Source organism: Streptomyces specialis, assembly GCF_001493375.1.
In the GTDB taxonomy this organism is placed as follows: domain Bacteria; phylum Actinomycetota; class Actinomycetes; order Streptomycetales; family Streptomycetaceae; genus Streptomyces; species Streptomyces specialis.
Genome location: NZ_LN929895.1, coordinates 358,937 through 374,274 on the forward strand (window position 1 = coordinate 358,937; position 15,338 = coordinate 374,274).

Here is a 15,338-nt window from a genome sequence, read left to right on the forward strand (position 1 = left end):
CGCGATGACGACGATCAGCAAACGGCGCCTGTCCGGCCCGCGCGACCTGACCCGGGTGGGCGACCGCCTCTCATTCGTCTACCTGGAACGGTGCGTCGTCCACCGGGACGCCAACGCCATCACCGCCGAGGACGCCGAAGGGACCCTCCACCTCCCCTCCGCCACCATCGGCACCCTGCTGCTCGGCCCGGGAACCCGTGTCACCCACCAGGCGATGAGTCTGCTCGGCGAGAGCGGCGCGGGCGTGGTGTGGGTCGGCGAACACGGGGTCCGCTTCTACGCGGGCGGCCGGTCGTTGAGCCGTTCCTCGGCTCTGATCGAGGCGCAGGCCACGCTATGGGCCAACCGCCGCAGCCGCCTTGACGTCGCCCGCGCGATGTATCGCAAGCGTTTCCCCGACGAGGACCCGTCCGGCCTGACCCGGCACGAGCTTCTCGGCCGCGAGGGCAAGCGGATGAAGGACTGCTACCGCGCCCAGGCCGCCCGCACCAAAGTCCCCTGGCACGGCCGCCAGTTCACCCCCGGCGACTTCACTGCCGGCGACGCGCCCAACCAGGCTGTCACCGCGGCTGCCCAGTGCATGTATGGAATCGCCCAAGCCGTGGTCGCCGCCCTCGGCTGCACGCCGGGCCTGGGCTTCGTCCACTCCGGACACGAACTCTCCTTCGTGCTGGACGTGGCCGACCTCTACAAGACGGACATCGGCATACCGGTCGCCTTCGACGTGGCGGCCGAAGGCGACGAGGACATCGGCGCCCGCACCCGCCGGGCACTGCGCGACAAGGTCAACGAAACGCGTCTGCTGGAGCGTTGTGTCGCGGACATCAAGCAACTCCTGCACGTCGCACCGGCCGACGACTACGAGGACCGGGTCACACTCCAGTCCGACCGCGACCAGCAACTGCCATCCGGCCGGAACTACGCGGACGGCGTGATCTGGTGACCATCATCGTCCTCACCAACTGCCCGCCCGGCCTGCGCGGCTTCCTCACCCGCTGGCTGCTGGAGATCTCGCCCGGAGTCTTCATCGGCGGCCCCTCCGCCCGCATCCGCGAGGTGCTGTGGACAGAGGTCAAGCAGTACGCCGGCCAGGGCCGCGCCCTGCTCGCCTACAGCGCGGCCAACGAGCAGGGCTTCGCCTTCGAGACCCACGACCACAAATGGCACCCTGTCGACCACGAAGGTCTCACCCTGATCCGCCGCCCCAAAGACCCGCCGACGGCTTCCACGACACGGCCCGCAGGCTGGAGCAAGGCATCCAAGCACCGCCGCTTCGGCAACCGATAGGCCCACGCCCCAAACGCCCGACTCGACGAAACCACTCCAAACCGCTCCCCAGCCCGAATGAACCCCCAGGTCACCGAGCCTGCTCCCCGCACGCGCGGGGATGGTCCCCGCGCGATCAGGCCCTTGATGAGCGTCCCGGCCTGCTCCCCGCACGCGCGGGGATGGTCCCGGATGCCCGCACCAGTCGCACCGCAGCGGCAGCTGCTCCCCGCACGCGCGGGGATGGTCCCGCCCTGTTCGGCATCGGCCTGTAGCTCACACGCTGCTCCCCGCACGCGCGGGGATGGTCCCCGAACCGGCGCGAACGCCTCCGCCAGGCCGATCTGCTCCCCGCACGCGCGGGGATGGTCCCGAGACGGTCGTCCCGCTGGCGAACGGCGTCGGCTGGCCCCCGCACGCGCGGGGATGGTCCCTCAAGGAATACACCGCGAACTTCGATGAGAAGCTGGCCCCCGCACGCGCGGGGATGGTCCCAGCTCTCCCTGCTCTCCGCCCCCGGCCCGCCTCCTGCTCCCCGCACGCGCGGGGATGGTCCCAGCTTGATCAGGCCGGGCAGGGCACAGATGGCCTGCTCCCCGCACGCGCGGGGATGGTCCCTACATGGAGGCCCACGCGCGGCAGGCGGCCCGCTGCTCCCCGCACGCGCGGGGATGGTCCCAGGAAGGAGGTGAAAGAACGATGGCAGACCGGCTGCTCCCCGCACGCGCGGGGATGGTCCCGGCGGCGCCGAGTGCCTGTGGGTCGCCGCCCGCTGGCCCCGGCACGCGCGGGGATGGTCCCTCCCCCGCCAGGTGGCGGGTGTCATCGGTCGTGGCGGCGGTGGAGTCCTGTCACGGGCACAGGTCGTGTAGTTCTACCCGCTCGCATGAGGGGCAGGTCGTGGGGACCACTCAGGCCCAGAGCCACTCAAAGTGGGATTAAGAGGACGCTATGGATGCCATGTGGCCGCCGCTGCCGGCCGGGGTAACAGGTTTCCGGGAGGCCGGGGCTCCGGAGCTGCCCGAGACGGATCTTCGGCGTTTCACAGGTGCTTGCCACGCGGCGGCCCGGGCGGCTTCGCTCGACGTAAGAGAAGTGGCCGAGGCCAGGCCGTACACGACTTACTACACTGCGTCGCTGACCTCCGTACGGGGCGACCACATCATCGTCGTGTGTCATCGCCACGTGCCCTGGGTGGCGTTTGCCGCGCCCGACGATCGTGTCGCCCTGCGTGAGCGATTTCTGTCGCCTCCGCAGTGGGCGGATCAGTTCACCTGGGTCGGGTTCACCGTTCTCGCTCCGGACTTCCTCCAAGCCAGGGCTTCGCTTGCCGATATGTCGGCCCTCACGTCGTCCGACCGCCATCAGGTGCGTTATTGGAAGCCGGCGACCATCGGTGACATCGTCTTCAACGACTGGGATTGACGTTCCCCGGCCTCGGGGACGGCGGCCCGCACCATCTCATGGCCGCGGCTACGAACGCGGGTGTCCACCCCGCGGTGGCCGGGCCACCGCGCTTCGCCCCGGTCGACTACCGCGAGCGTCATACGGTGGAGTGTGGGATCAACCGCCTCAAGAGGAACCGCGTTGTCGCTACGCGATACGAGAAGCTCGCGGTCCGCTACGAGGCGACTGTCCTCAACGTTGCCATCGACGAATGGCTATGACCCCCGCGGTCACGCGCTGGGATCCCCGTTCCACAACGCAGGAAGATCGTTGCCGCGGAAGACGCGGACGAAGTCGTCGTCTTCTACCTCTTGGGTGAAGTGACTGAGTTCCCGCTCAGCTTGCCGTCACGGTGGCCAGGTATGCGGTGACGGCGGCTGCGTTCTGGGTGCGCAGTCCGATGTGTCCGTCCGGGCGGACCAGGATGAGTTCGCCGCCGTGAGCCTGATACGCCGACCGTGCCGTGGCGTGCGGGTCGAGCAGGTCGGAGCCGATCGAGTAGGCATGGACCCCGGCGAGGTCGGGCAGTGGGCCGACGCCGAAGTGGTAGAGCGGCCAGTCGCCGCCGCGCTGCAGCGCGAACAGGCGCGCGGGGCGCCCGTCGGGCCAGGAGCAGGGCGCGTCGGGGCTGCGGTCGCCCGGGTGCGGGCCGGCGCCGTCCCAGGGCGGGCTGAGCGGGCCGCCACGGTAGGTGATCCCAAGGCCGGACATCGCACCGAGGTCGGAGTCCTCGAACCGCGCGAAGCGCGTCAGCAGCTCCTTGGAAAGGCCCAGCACGGCTGCGGCCATCGGCAGCCGTTCTTGCTCGTAGGTGTCCAGCAGCGGCTCGGGCGCGCCGTTGAGGACCGAGGCCAGTTTCCACCCGAGGTTGATCCCGTCGTGGATGCCGGTGTTCATGCCCTGGGCGCCCGCGGGTGCGTGGACGTGGGCGGCGTCTCCGGCGAGCAGGACGCGCCCGATGCGGTAGCGGTCGACCATCCGCTCGTTGTAGCGCCAGCGCGAGGTCCACAGGGCTTCGCGGAGCGTGACGACTCCGGGGCCGTAGGCGTCGTCGACGAGAGCCTGGCAGGTGGCGAGGGTCGGCTCGATGTCGCCGTCGCTCTCGTCGATCTCGGCGTGGAGCCCGAACGAATCTGTCGCGGGCAGCGGCACCAGCGACAGGCGCTGACCACCGGATCGGCGACGGGCGTGCCACCAGTCACGGTCAACGCCGTCGAGGCGGAAGTCCCCGAGCAGCATCTGCCGTTCTTCGCGGGTCACCCCGAGGAACGACACGCCCGCGAGCTTGCGGACGGTGCTGGACCCGCCGTCCGCGCCGACCAGCCATCCGGCGCGCAAGCGCTCGCCTGAGGAGAGTTCGACGGTGACCTCGTCGTCGCCGGGCCGCATGCCGGCCAGGCTCGTGCCGAACTCGACCCTGACGCCGTACCCCGCGAGCAGGTCACGCAGGGTTTCCTCCAGTCGCCACTGCGGCAGAACCACCGGGCGGGCGAACGGTGTGGTCGGTGTCGGCTCGACACCCTTGGTCATGTCGTGCTCGTGCACGCTGCCGTCGGGGTCTACGTACCGGATGACCAGGCGGGACCGTCCGGCGGCGAGCAAGCGCCCTGCCACACCGAAGCCGTCCAGGAGTTCGAGCATGCGCGGCTGGACGCCCTTGCCCCGACTCCCGAGCTGCGGTCCGGGTTTAGCGTCGACGATGCGCTCCTTCACCCCCTTTCGGGCCACGGTCGCAGCGGTGATCAGGCCGGTCGGGCCGGCTCCCGCGATGAGAACTTCGGTGGCAGTCATGCGCGAACTGTAACGCTAACAGGTTAGGAATTCATAACAAGGTAGGCTTTGCTACCCTGGTCCGATGGATCCGAAGGTGGGGCGCCGGGAGCGCAAGAAGGCGGCGACGCGGAACCACATCGCGGAGGTCGCGCTGCGCCTCTTCGTGGAACACGGCTATGACGAGGTGGGCATGCGCGACGTGGCACGGGAAGCGGACGTCGCCGTGACCACCGTGTTCTCACACTTCGCCTCGAAGGAGGCACTGGTCTTCGACCAGGACGAACACCACGAAGAACGCCTGGTCGGCGCCGTAGCGAACCGGAGCCCCGATCAGTCACTGCTCGACGCGCTGCGCGCCGAAGCGCTCAACGCCGCCCGATGGTTCTCCACACCGAAATCCGTCTCGTTCTGGACCCTCGTCGAGAGCTCGGCCGCGCTGCGCGGCTACGCCTCCCACATGCGGGCGCGGCACGAGCTGGCCCTCGTCTCCGCCATCACGTCAGACCCCGAGGCACCCACGTCCACCACCGCCTGTCGTGCGCTCGCCCGCTTCACCCTGGACGCCTACTCCCTGGCCCGGGACGCCGAAAACCCGCTGGCCGCAGTGGAGGAAATCTTCGATCTCATCGAGCCCGGCTTCGCGCCCGCAGCGGGCCGACAGTCAGCGAAGCCGCCGCGGTAGCGGCTCTTCCTCACGCCCGGGCTGCGACTTCGATACACGGCCTAGCCGGGCACGGGCCATGGGCTGCCCGAAAGTCCGCTGAGCCTCGCCGCGGTCGTCCTGGTCGCCTGGATGACTGAGGGAGGTGTCTTGGGCATGAGGGCGATTGGCTTCAGGACGAGGGCGGCGCCCATGATCGAGTCGTTCCACATGATCGGGGCCGCGCAACTGTTCCACCCGGGCATGCACTCCTGGAGTCCGAGGGCGTATCCGCGGTCGCGGATCTCCGCGAGGGATGCGAGCAGTTCGTCGTTGTCCCGGTAGACGCCGGGGCCGGCCTCATCCGGGACGGGTTCGGCCAGCACGCGCTGCTGGATGGGTTCGGGGAGGTAGGCCAGGATGGAACGACCGCTCGCTTCACAAGAGGGCAAGGCCCAGCCTACTTCGATGTCCTGGCCTCCGGCGAACGCCCGGAGATCACCGGGCAGATCGATGCCCGTTCCTTCGAGCAGGCGTTCAGAGAATTTCGGTCGGAACTGCGATAAAGCAACATCCTGGGATCGTCGCGGTAGCAGGGGAATGAGTAACGAAGGCCGACAGCGATGGTCCATTTCGACCGGCCAGGCGTTGCGGGATGCGGGCTGGTTCTCGGGCCGGTCAGTGACAACCACGGCGTGGGAAGACGTTCTGCGTGAGCTCGGCGATTTCGAGACATACGAGGCGACACGGCCATTCCTCACCGGCTGGCTGTCGGCGTCGATGTGCTCCTGCTGGGCCGACCTCGGCGAGGTGGTGGGCGGTGGTCAGGAGGAGCGGTCAGGTCCGCTGCGGGTTATGGACGTGGATGGGTAGTTCGTCACCTACGACAACCGCGGGCTGGACGCGGCTCGCGCGGCCCGGGGCCCGCGTCCCGATCGAGCTCGTGGACCTCGATGCGCCGCATTCGGACTCGGCGACGGGGCGGACGTGGGCCCGGCGGTTCCAGCGTCGGTTCCACGACACGAGAAAGAGGAGGACGGGCGGCGTGGTGCCCCAGAGCGGACTATCGGAGCGGCCCGTGGTGCAATGTCCCGGAGATCGGCGGTGAGTCCATCATCCCGCTCTGGGAAGAGGGACAACTGCCCATCAAGGACGGTCTGTACCTGGCCTCGGGCACGTCGGTGGCGGCGGATCTGGCACCGGCCTCCCAGACTGGCGTGGCGTTTTGGGAATCCTTCGACCTCGGCGCCGAACTGCGGGCCGGCCCGGAGTGGGTGACGTCGATCGACGTGACGCGGAAGCTGCCCTTGGCGGACAGGACCGCGTCCTGTGTTGCGGTGACGGCTCCCACGGCTCGGAGGGTTTCCTCGCCTGTACGCGGAAGGACGGAACTCTCGAGTGGGTGATGTACTTCCAGGAGTGTCCAATCCCTTCATGGACAATGCCTGGGAGGGCAGCAAGGCGACATTCCGCTCCACCTCGGGCATCCGGATCACCGCCGACATCGAGGCCCCCTGGCCGAGCTGAGGGACACCGGCGGACGACGACCCGTTCCGGCGGAGTGTGACAGCCCCAGGGGAAAGGGGCCGCCTGACTGCCGGAGGCTGACCAGTTGGTGGCGTCTATGTCTAAGGGAGATGCGACGAGTTCCTGCACATCTACCAGCCGGACTTACCGTACGGCGAGGTGGACTCGGTCCAGCAGGACGAAGTGTTCGTGCGGACACCGCGGATGTTGCGCGCGCCGTGGGCTCGTCGATACTCGTCGATAACGGACGTCATCGACGGCACGTCCGAACTGCTCTCGTTCGCCAGGTTCTGGCACCGCCGCGACGTGACAGCCCCATCCTCGTGGTCGGTGGCGGTGACGGATGCCCGAGCGGATGAGCGGTACGACTTCGCGGGCCGGTTGACCGACTCCCTGGACCTGCCGGACCGGTTGCGAACCCACCTGGGCTGATGACGACATGAGCACCGTCACCTACGTCGTCGGCCTGGTCCTCGGTTGCGAGCCCACCTGGGCCGATGACGACAAGCGGTCCACGGCGTGCGCGACCTCGGCGTGCGGGAAGCGTTGCGAGCCCACCTGGGCTGATGACGACCGGAACCTGACGCAGGGAGACCTGGCGGAGCTGCTCAAGTTGCGAGCCCACCTGGGCTGATGACGACGGCCGGGCTGCCGCTGCTGCTGGCGGCGTCCGGCATCCGTTGCGAGCCCACCTGGGCTGATGACGACCGCCGCCCGCGACGAGAACGAGCGCCTCACCCTCATGATGTTGCGAGCCCACCTGGGCTGATGACGACCCTTGGTCAGCTCCACGTGGCCTACGTGCCCGTACCGTTGCGAGCCCACCTGGGCTGATGACGACCGCCATGGGCGAGATCATGCTCGTCGCCCCTGCGGCAGGTTGCGAGCCCACCTGGGCTGATGACGACCCTACCTCTCTCGGATTGAGCGGGGGCAGCGCAACCGTTGCGAGCCCACCTGGGCTGATGACGACGAGGAATCGCGGTGCACGTTCTCCCTCGCGCCGCTGTAGTTGCGAGCCCACCTGGGCTGATGACGACACGGATCCCCTCCCCGGGACTCACACCTCGTGGCCACGTTGCGAGCCCACCTGGGCTGATGACGACGTGCACCTGTCGTCGTCCTACTACGCGCCATACGTGATGTTGCGAGCCCACCTGGGCTGATGACGACCCCCAATTGGGGAAGTCGAAGACGAGGTTGTGGACGCGTTGCGAGCCCACCTGGGCTGATGACGACCCGGCTGCGCCACCGCGCCGAGGTCGCCCGGTTCTTGTTGCGAACCCACCTGGGCTGATGACGACCCCACACGTGGCCTTCGGGGTCGAGGACGTAGAGCCGTTGCGAACCCACCTGGGCTGATGACGACTCGGCCGTCGTCCATCCGGCGGTCGGCGTCGGCTCCAGTTGCGAACCCACCTGGGCTGATGACGACTTGGTGTTGGACCCGGGAGGGTCCTCACCTATCCGTTGCGAACCCACCTGGGCTGATGACGACTGCGGCCCCCAGGCGGCCATCAGCCGTCCAGGTGTTCTGGTTGCGAACCCACCTGGGCTGATGACGACTCGACGCCGCACCCGGCACCATCCGCAACACCCTCGGGTTGCGAACCCACCTGGGCTGATGACGACTCGTCCCCTCGGCGATGTCGTCCGGCTCACCCAGCGTTGCGAACCCACCTGGGCTGATGACGACGGCCGAACAGCGCGCTGCGGACGTGCTCGCCGGGGCGTTGCGAACCCACCTGGGCTGATGACGACCTGGGTCATCCCGCCAGGTGTGTACGGCAGGCCGACGTTGCGAACCCACCTGGGCTGATGACGACAGGAGAGGGACGTGCCCGAGTCGTGCTCGTAGTGGTTGCGAACCCACCTGGGCTGATGACGACCGGGCCGCCCTCGGCCAGTGGGTCGCCGCCTTCGCCCAGGTTGCGAACCCACCTGGGCTGATGACGACCGTCGTACCAGCGCAGCTCAACCCACGTGTCGGCCGTGTTGCGAACCCACCTGGGCTGATGACGACCCCGATGGTAAAGGCGCTGGTAGGGACCACCGTCGGGGGGCCTCTCGGCGGCGAATCTGCAGCGTTCCTCCGATAGTGCAGCGGTGCAGGTCAGAGGCTCGGACCGAGGTGACCACAGCGTGGCTGTCAGTGGGCGCTGCTTAGCTTAGGGCTCGGTCGGACCGATAGTTGGGCACCTGGGCCTATACCATAGATTCTAGCCTTTTGTGGGCTTTGGTCAGAGATGACCTCTTCCTCTCTTTCGTTCCGCTAGGGTTCCTGGGTGAGCGAGGACAGCTCGCTGTTGGTAACTGGCGCTGAGTCCTTCCGAGTTGGGGGTGCCGTGCGGGTCAGGGTGGACGTTGAGGCGGACGTGCCGAGTTTGCGGTGGGAGGACGTGCACGGGCCGGCGCGGGCGGTGGTGTACGGGTTGCTGGGAAGTGAGGACGCCGCTCTGGCCCGGGCGCTCCACGACGAAGGTTGGAATGGGCATCAACTGAGGCCGCTGGGACTGACTGCTCCGCAGTTTCGAGGGGCTCCGCGTAAGGGGGGCGCGTACACCACGTCACGAGACGGGTCCCTGTGGTTCGGTTCTCCGGTGCCACAGATCGCCGCCGTGCTGGTGAAGGCGCTAGCCTCCCGGTCCGAGATCCTGTGGGGGAAGGCCCGGCTTCGCGTGCGCGGGTTCATGCTGGACGTCGATACACCTGCCGGTGACGGGCCGGTTGAGTTGGCCACCGCCACGCCCGTCGTCGTGAAGTACCAGAGCCGCTATCTGCTGCCGGGGGATGAGCGTTACATCGAGTGCCTGCAGCACAATCTAGCGCACAAGGCTGACGTTCTCGGTCTTCCGGTGCCACGGGACTTGCGTGTGGTGGAAGCCGGGCCCCGGCGGCGGTTCACCGTCCGGGGTGCCCCGCGGATCGGTGCGCAGGTGCGTGTGTCGATGGAGTCCGACGACCGTTTCGTCCAGGCGCTGCGCTCCTGGGGGCTGGGGCTCGACACGATCCAGGGCTTTGGATGGATTCGATGAACGCGCCGACCGTCACGGCAGCGGCGCTGGCTCTCACGAGTCACCCCTTGCAGCGCGCGGGCGCGTGGGCCGCCGCGGTGCTGGCGGAGCGCCCGACCCCGCGGGCGGTGACCGAGCAAGACCTGGACAGGGTCGTGGCCCGTTTGGTCGAGGACGTGTGCTCCGCCGCCACCGCGGGCAAGAGCGAGCCGGCCTACGACTGGTGGAAGGTCCTGTTCGCGCTCTATCCGAACTCGAAAGCGACGCATAGCAAACGGCCCTCCGACCGCGAGTTGTTGCGGGCGGGGATCGCCGAGTTGTTCGTGCCCGACGTGGCACAGTCCGCGAAGTACCCGTGTGTGTTCTGCGGGAACCCGGCCTCGGCGGTCTGGACGAAGGCGAATCTGCCGATGTTCGATACGAACAAGGCACTCAACACGTTGCCGCCTGCCGTTCCGGGCTGGCCGGTATGCCGTGGGTGCCGGATCGCGGCTTGGGCACTGCCGTACGGGGCATGGGTGACCGCGGGCTCGGCCACCGTTTTGTCGTGCGAGAGCGAGTCGGCTGAACGCCGGTTCGCGGAGCGCAACGTGCTGCGGGCTCGGCGCGTGATGCAACTGGGGTTCACCAGTCTCAAGGCGGGGGCTCGCCCCGAGCTGGTGGCATTGCACGCGCTGAAGTCCGTGGGCGCGGAGCTTTCCGCGACGACGCTGTGGAGCTTCAAGAACGACAATCAGGAGCCCTGGCTGCGCGTCACCCGCACCCGTCGCGCGGTGCCCCGGTTTCTCGCTGTTGTGCAAGGCAATGTGCCCTTGCGCAGGGGCTGGCGGCTGCTCGAGTCGGCTCTGACCCGCCGGGACGCGAAGGGCGCGGTGGTCATCAGTGGGCCGGCCGAAGCCGCGCGGCTGCTCTTCGAGGCGGAGGACGGTCGCAGCCGCTCCTTTCCCTTCCAGCTCCACCGTGTGCTGCACGATTCCGGTCGTCATTGGAGCCCTCAAGCACAGGCGGACCTGACGCGCCTCGCCTTCACCTACGCCAAGGAGGTCTTGGACATGGAACCCGATTTGAAGCCCGTGGCGACCTTGATCGCCGACTGGATCCAGTTCGGGAGCGGCAGTCCGCGAGGCCGTCTTGCGGAATACCGGAACGTCGCGCTGAGCGGCTACAAGCTGGGTGCCCTGCTGACGGATGCCAACTTCCGCCTGATGCTCGACGGGCGCGAGGCGGCCGTTGGCCCGGAGGACTGGAAGCCGTTGATCCGGCAGCGGCCAGGGTCCTGGGAGCAGCGGATGCTGCTGAGTGCCAGTGTGCTGCAACTCCTCCGGGAGCGCGGTATCGCTGTGGCCGACAGACCCGCGGACCCGGAGGAAGAGGCGCGGGTGGAACGGTTGCTGGAGCGGCCGTTGCTCGATGACGAGATCGACGACGAGATGGAGCCTGCGTAATGGCGTACCTGGCAGGAAAGATGGTGCTCTCGGTGCAGGCGAGCGCGCCGAACAACGGCAAGGGCGAGGCGACGACAGGCCGGGTGAAACTCGCCCGCATCCGCGGCGGGTCTTACCCCTACGTCTCAGCTCAGGCTGTGCGGCGCTGGGTGCGCGAGAGCATGGTGGAACTCGGTGCTGTGCCCTCGCCGGTCACCCGGGTGGGCAAGTCGCAGAACAAGGCCCAGAAAGCCAATACCGCCGCGGACCCCGTCCGTTACGCGGACGATGACCTGTTCGGCTACATGAAGGCTGGTGCCAGCAAGGACGGGGAGGCCACGACCCTGCGGGACAGCCCGTTCATGCTCGGGACCTTGATGTCGGTCGAACCCGCCCGTCCGACCGAGGACTTCGGTGTCATGGCACGCGGGGTGACCGAACCGGTGCTGCACGGGCATGAGTTCTACACCGCGGACCTGGCGGCGCCGTTCCTGCTGGACGTGCCCAGGATCGGGACGTTCACCCTGCCCGACAGCAGCGGAGTGGGCCGGTCGAACTACCTCAGCGTGGAGCAGGCACTCCAGGTGGCCGAGGCGGCGGCGGCCGGGGCGACGACGACCAAGTTCCGTGATCAGCCCGCGGTGCGGCTGCCCATCGAGGAGCGCCGCTCGCGGATGGCGATGCTGCTGGAGGCCCTTGCGCAACTGAGCGGCGGTGCGAAGCAGGCACTGCACTACGGTGACCGGGTTCCTGATCTGATCGTTCTGGTGCCGTTCAAGGGCGGGGTCAACCCCCTGGCCCACTGCGTCGACGGCGAGCCGGGCGTCGGTCTGCGGGTTCGCGGCGAGGTTCTGCGCCAAGAACTTGAAGCGTGGCAGGGCGAGTGGGAGCCGCCCGTGCGGATCGGGTGGCGCCCCGGATTCCGCGACGAACTGCGCGAGAGTTTCGAGAAGGAATGCGCCCAGGAACTGGCGGACGGCACGATCCTCGTCGACCACCCTCGCACCATTCTGCGGGGGCTGGCGGCCGAGATCTGCGAGGGCGGGCTGGACTCCTGGTTCGACGACCCCATTCGCCGGTGATGCCGGCGAACTCCGGAACGCTGGTGACCTGGAGGGCCGAGTTCTTCGCCCAGGTGGCTTCCTTCCGCGACCCTCTGTTCCCGGGACTGACCCGTGGCCTGCCGCTGCCTCCACCATCGACGGTCCGCGGACTGCTGGCAGCGGCCACCGGCGAGACCGCCGAACCGCTGCCGTTCGGGATGGCGGCGTGGGCCCAAGGCTCCGGCGTGGACACCGAGAAGTACCATCCCATCGCCGCCGACGGCTCCAACCCGGCGGTCGCCGGACGGGTGCGCGCGGGCAAGGGCGGCATGACCGTCCGCGACCGGGCCTTCCTCACGGGCGTTCACCTCGTAGTCTGGCTGCCCGGCCAGGACGGGGAACGCGTCGCCGCCGCGCTACGCCGACCGCGCTGGCCGCTGCGCCTCGGTAGGTCCCAGGACCTCGTCCACCCCGGCCCAGTGCGGCAGGTCACGCTGGTGCCGGCCACCGAGGCAAACGTCGGCCATGCTCTCGCCCCCCTGGGCGGACACGACATCGGGTGGGCGCACGTGCACCGAATGGCGGCCAGCGTCTCCGCTGATCGTCTGGCGACTACCTGGGCCGACTACCTCTGGTGCGACGTCCCGGCCGGTCGTACCCCGGTCTCGGGCGCCTACCGGGAAGTGAGGGAGCACGACGGCCGGGCGTCGGACGTACAAGTGCCAGAAGATGAGGGCCAAGCGGTATGGCTGTTGACTCCGTGACTCCCAAGGCTCAGGCACGGACCCTGGCCGATGTCCGCGCCAAGTCCCGGCCGCACGCCGATCCCGAACGTCTGACCACGCACTCCCGCATCGTCCACGACACGGTGGATCAGATCGAAGCGCGCGTGGCGAACGCCGGGATCCTGGCCTGCGAACCCGCCTTCTGGAGCCGCGTGCGCCGGGCCGCCGTGCTCCACGACGCAGGAAAGATCGCCAGAGGGTTCCAGCGTCAACTGCCCCCGGGCGCGCCACCCTGGGGGGAGCGGCATGAGGTGCTCTCCCTGGCGTATGTCGATCTGTTGGCCGAGGCCGCGGGCTGGAGCGACGCGGACTTGCTCATGGTCGGCACCCTTGTGGCGACCCATCACCGGGCTCTGCATACTTCGTCCTCAGGCGCCGGGGGCGGCAAACAGCCACTCGCGGAGATGTACAGCGCTCACACGCAGTGGAACGAGGCCTTCACTCTCACCCCGACTCCCGACGGCCCGCTGGTGCAGGTCCCGCGGGGACTCCATCGCGAACTGCTGGCCTGGCTCGCGGGGGTGTTCGCCACCGATCCTCCGGCCCAGACCGCCGGCAGTCCCACGCTGGCCGACCGCGCCCGGCACCTCTTCGAGCTTCTCCTGCGGACGTGGCAGCAGCCGGTCAAGCCCGACCGCGGGCTCCTTGCCGTCCTCGCCCAGGGCGCGCTGACCCTCGCTGACCGGGCGGGGTCGGCCCATGTGCCCTTGCAGACCCATATGCCGCTCGACCCCGACTACTTCCACCGGCTGCCCCACGAGCCGTACCCGCATCAGCGGCAGGCCGCCGACACGGACGGCCACCTGATCCTCATCGCACCCACCGGCAGCGGCAAGACCGAAAGCGGTCTGGCCTGGGCCGCACGGCAGATGGCGACGATGCCGGGCCTGCCCCGTGTGGTGTGGACGCTGCCCTACCGGGCATCGCTCAACGCGGCGCGCCTGCGGCTTCAACGCGACCTGGTCGCCGCCCCCGGAGAGAAGAAGGCCGACATCGGGCTCCTGCACGGCACCGTCGCCCACACCTTGCTCATGCAAGCGATGGAGGACGACTGCGGTGAACAGTGTGCCGTGCCGACAGCCGCAGACGCCCGAGAAGCGCGCGTTCGTACCAGCGCCATGCGGCTGTTCACCCAGCGCCTCCGCGTAGCGACGCCCCACCAGCTCCTGCGCGGCGCGATCGCGGGTCCGTCCTACTCCTCAGTCCTGCTGGAACAGGCCAACTCGCTGTTCGTCCTGGACGAACTCCACGCCTACGAACCCGAGACATTCGGCCGCCTGTGCGCTGCTATGGCCTTGTGGGAGCGTCTCGGCAGCCGGGTCGCCGTCCTGTCCGCGACACTCGCCCCGCCGATGACGAAACTCATCGATGAGAGCCTCGCCCATCCCGTCACCTGCCACCGCGCCCCGCCGGGCACCAGCCCCGTCCGGCACCGCCTCGTTCTCGATCACCACACACTCCGAGATGCCGAGAGCATCACGCGGTTGCGTGAATGGCTCGCCGAGGACCACAGCGTTCTGGTCGTCGTCAACACGGTCGCCAACGCACAACATCTCTTCGCTGAGCTGGCGGACGACGCCCGAGCAGCCCGGCCCGGTGACCCGGACGCTGCCCTGCTGCTGCACTCCCGGTTCAAGAACCGCGACCGCAATGTGATCGAGAGACGCCTGCTCGCGAGACACCCGGAACGTCGTGCGAACGAGACGCGCCGACGCGGCGGGCTCGTCGTGGCCACCCAGACCGTCGAGGTGTCCCTCCAACTCGACTTCGACCGGGGCGTGGTGGAATGCGCCCCCATCGAGGCGGTGGCCCAACGCGCCGGACGTGTCAACCGCCGTGGCCGGCACCCCGACGGACCCGCCGAGTTCCGCGTTCATCGCGCGACCGGCCACCTTCCCTACGAGGAGAGGGCCATGGAGACGGCCTGGACCGCTCTGACCGATCTCGTCGCGGAAGGCATCGACACCCTGAGAGAACAAGACATTGACCGCCTCCTCACCGCCGCCTACGACACCAAGTGGGGCGAGGAATGGGAGAAGAATGCCCGCCGTGCCCGCGACGAGTTCACCGCCGGCTTCCTCACCTTCACCGACCCCTTCCACGACAGGACGGAGTTCGCCCACAAACTCAGCGAGCAATTCAACAGCGTGGACGTCCTACTGCACGAGGACATCAATGAATATCGCGCCCTGACCACCGGCCGAAACGGCGACCCCTTGCTCGCCGCCGGCCTGCTCATCCCCCTGCGCTACCACCAACTCAGCACCTACGACGCCCGGTACGATCGCACGCTGAACGTGCACGTGATCGAGGGCGAATACGAGGAAACCACCGGCCTGAAGCCTCCACAAGAAGGGGAAACCATCTTGTAGCGGCTCCCCGTACGACTCAGCCGGGCAGCGATCACCTGCCTACGCACT

Annotated in this window: 11 protein-coding genes and 2 CRISPR repeat arrays; of the genes, 9 read left to right on the plus strand and 2 right to left on the minus strand. The window is 68.5% G+C overall.

Annotated features, from left to right (window positions below):
• The first annotated feature begins 4 nt into the window (after positions 1-4).
• From cas1e to BN2279_RS16400, 3 genes are all read left to right on the plus strand, one after another.
• A complete protein-coding gene (gene cas1e / locus BN2279_RS16390; protein WP_059010278.1) occupies positions 5-943 on the plus strand; it encodes a type I-E CRISPR-associated endonuclease Cas1e in 939 nt (312 codons plus the stop codon).
• Complete coding sequence (gene cas2e, locus BN2279_RS16395) at positions 940-1,287, plus strand: type I-E CRISPR-associated endoribonuclease Cas2e (protein ID WP_059010280.1); 348 nt, start codon at positions 940-942, stop codon at positions 1,285-1,287. Before cas1e ends, cas2e begins: the two co-directional genes overlap by 4 nt.
• Positions 1,288-1,366: 79 nt before the next feature.
• Positions 1,367-2,067: direct repeats of the CRISPR family, unit length 29 nt; unit sequence CTGCTCCCCGCACGCGCGGGGATGGTCCC.
• A 150-nt stretch (positions 2,068-2,217) separates the two neighbouring features.
• The gene (locus BN2279_RS16400; protein WP_059010282.1) at positions 2,218-2,691 is read left to right on the plus strand and encodes a hypothetical protein; all 474 of its coding nucleotides are present in this window, start codon (positions 2,218-2,220) and stop codon (positions 2,689-2,691) included.
• A 357-nt stretch (positions 2,692-3,048) separates the two neighbouring features.
• Here BN2279_RS16400 and BN2279_RS16410 read toward each other — a convergent pair whose 3' ends face one another.
• Positions 3,049-4,503 (minus strand): FAD-dependent monooxygenase, encoded by a 1,455-nt coding sequence (locus tag BN2279_RS16410; protein WP_079032212.1) that lies wholly within the window; start codon positions 4,501-4,503, stop codon positions 3,049-3,051.
• A 64-nt stretch (positions 4,504-4,567) separates the two neighbouring features.
• Between BN2279_RS16410 and BN2279_RS16415 the strand changes: the two genes are divergently transcribed.
• Positions 4,568-5,167, plus strand: a complete 600-nt coding sequence (locus BN2279_RS16415; RefSeq protein WP_059008836.1) for a TetR/AcrR family transcriptional regulator — start codon at positions 4,568-4,570, stop codon at positions 5,165-5,167.
• A 41-nt stretch (positions 5,168-5,208) separates the two neighbouring features.
• Here the strand turns inward: BN2279_RS16415 and BN2279_RS27810 are convergent, their stop codons facing one another.
• Positions 5,209-5,577, minus strand: a complete 369-nt coding sequence (locus BN2279_RS27810) for an IclR family transcriptional regulator C-terminal domain-containing protein (protein ID WP_234347914.1) — start codon at positions 5,575-5,577, stop codon at positions 5,209-5,211.
• Between the two features lie 1,485 nt (positions 5,578-7,062).
• Positions 7,063-8,675: direct repeats of the CRISPR family, unit length 29 nt; unit sequence GTTGCGAGCCCACCTGGGCTGATGACGAC.
• A 400-nt stretch (positions 8,676-9,075) separates the two neighbouring features.
• On the opposite strand from BN2279_RS27810, the gene cas6 reads away from it, so the two are divergent.
• The 5 genes from cas6 to cas3 are packed head-to-tail and all read left to right on the plus strand — an operon-like array spanning position 9,076 to position 15,290.
• Complete coding sequence (gene cas6 / locus BN2279_RS16435; RefSeq protein ID WP_234347998.1) at positions 9,076-9,687, plus strand: CRISPR-associated endoribonuclease Cas6; 612 nt, start codon at positions 9,076-9,078, stop codon at positions 9,685-9,687.
• Entirely contained in the window at positions 9,684-11,111 is a 1,428-nt protein-coding gene (locus BN2279_RS16440) for a hypothetical protein (protein WP_234347916.1), read from the plus strand. Before cas6 ends, BN2279_RS16440 begins: the two co-directional genes overlap by 4 nt.
• Positions 11,111-12,172, plus strand: coding sequence for a type I-B CRISPR-associated protein Cas7/Cst2/DevR (gene cas7i, locus BN2279_RS16445; RefSeq protein ID WP_059010293.1), 1,062 nt, complete (start codon positions 11,111-11,113; stop codon positions 12,170-12,172). Before BN2279_RS16440 ends, cas7i begins: the two co-directional genes overlap by 1 nt.
• Before the next feature lie 23 nt (positions 12,173-12,195).
• Entirely contained in the window at positions 12,196-12,897 is a 702-nt protein-coding gene (gene cas5 / locus BN2279_RS16450) for a CRISPR-associated protein Cas5 (RefSeq protein ID WP_234347918.1), read from the plus strand.
• Positions 12,894-15,290, plus strand: coding sequence for a CRISPR-associated helicase Cas3' (gene cas3 / locus BN2279_RS16455; RefSeq protein ID WP_234347924.1), 2,397 nt, complete (start codon positions 12,894-12,896; stop codon positions 15,288-15,290). Before cas5 ends, cas3 begins: the two co-directional genes overlap by 4 nt.
• The last annotated feature ends 48 nt before the right edge of the window (positions 15,291-15,338 follow it).

Bases quoted from the DNA above. Each gene is read 5' to 3' on its own strand.
- cas1e (WP_059010278.1), top strand. From the start codon at position 5: ATGACGACGATCAGCAAACGGCGCCTGTCCGGCCCGCGCGACCTGACC.
- BN2279_RS16440 (WP_234347916.1), top strand. From the start codon at position 9,684: ATGAACGCGCCGACCGTCACGGCAGCGGCGCTGGCTCTCACGAGTCAC.
- BN2279_RS16400 (WP_059010282.1), top strand. From the start codon at position 2,218: ATGGATGCCATGTGGCCGCCGCTGCCGGCCGGGGTAACAGGTTTCCGG.
- BN2279_RS16415 (WP_059008836.1), top strand. From the start codon at position 4,568: ATGGATCCGAAGGTGGGGCGCCGGGAGCGCAAGAAGGCGGCGACGCGG.
- cas7i (WP_059010293.1), top strand. From the start codon at position 11,111: ATGGCGTACCTGGCAGGAAAGATGGTGCTCTCGGTGCAGGCGAGCGCG.
- BN2279_RS16410 (WP_079032212.1), bottom strand. From the start codon at position 4,503: ATGACTGCCACCGAAGTTCTCATCGCGGGAGCCGGCCCGACCGGCCTG.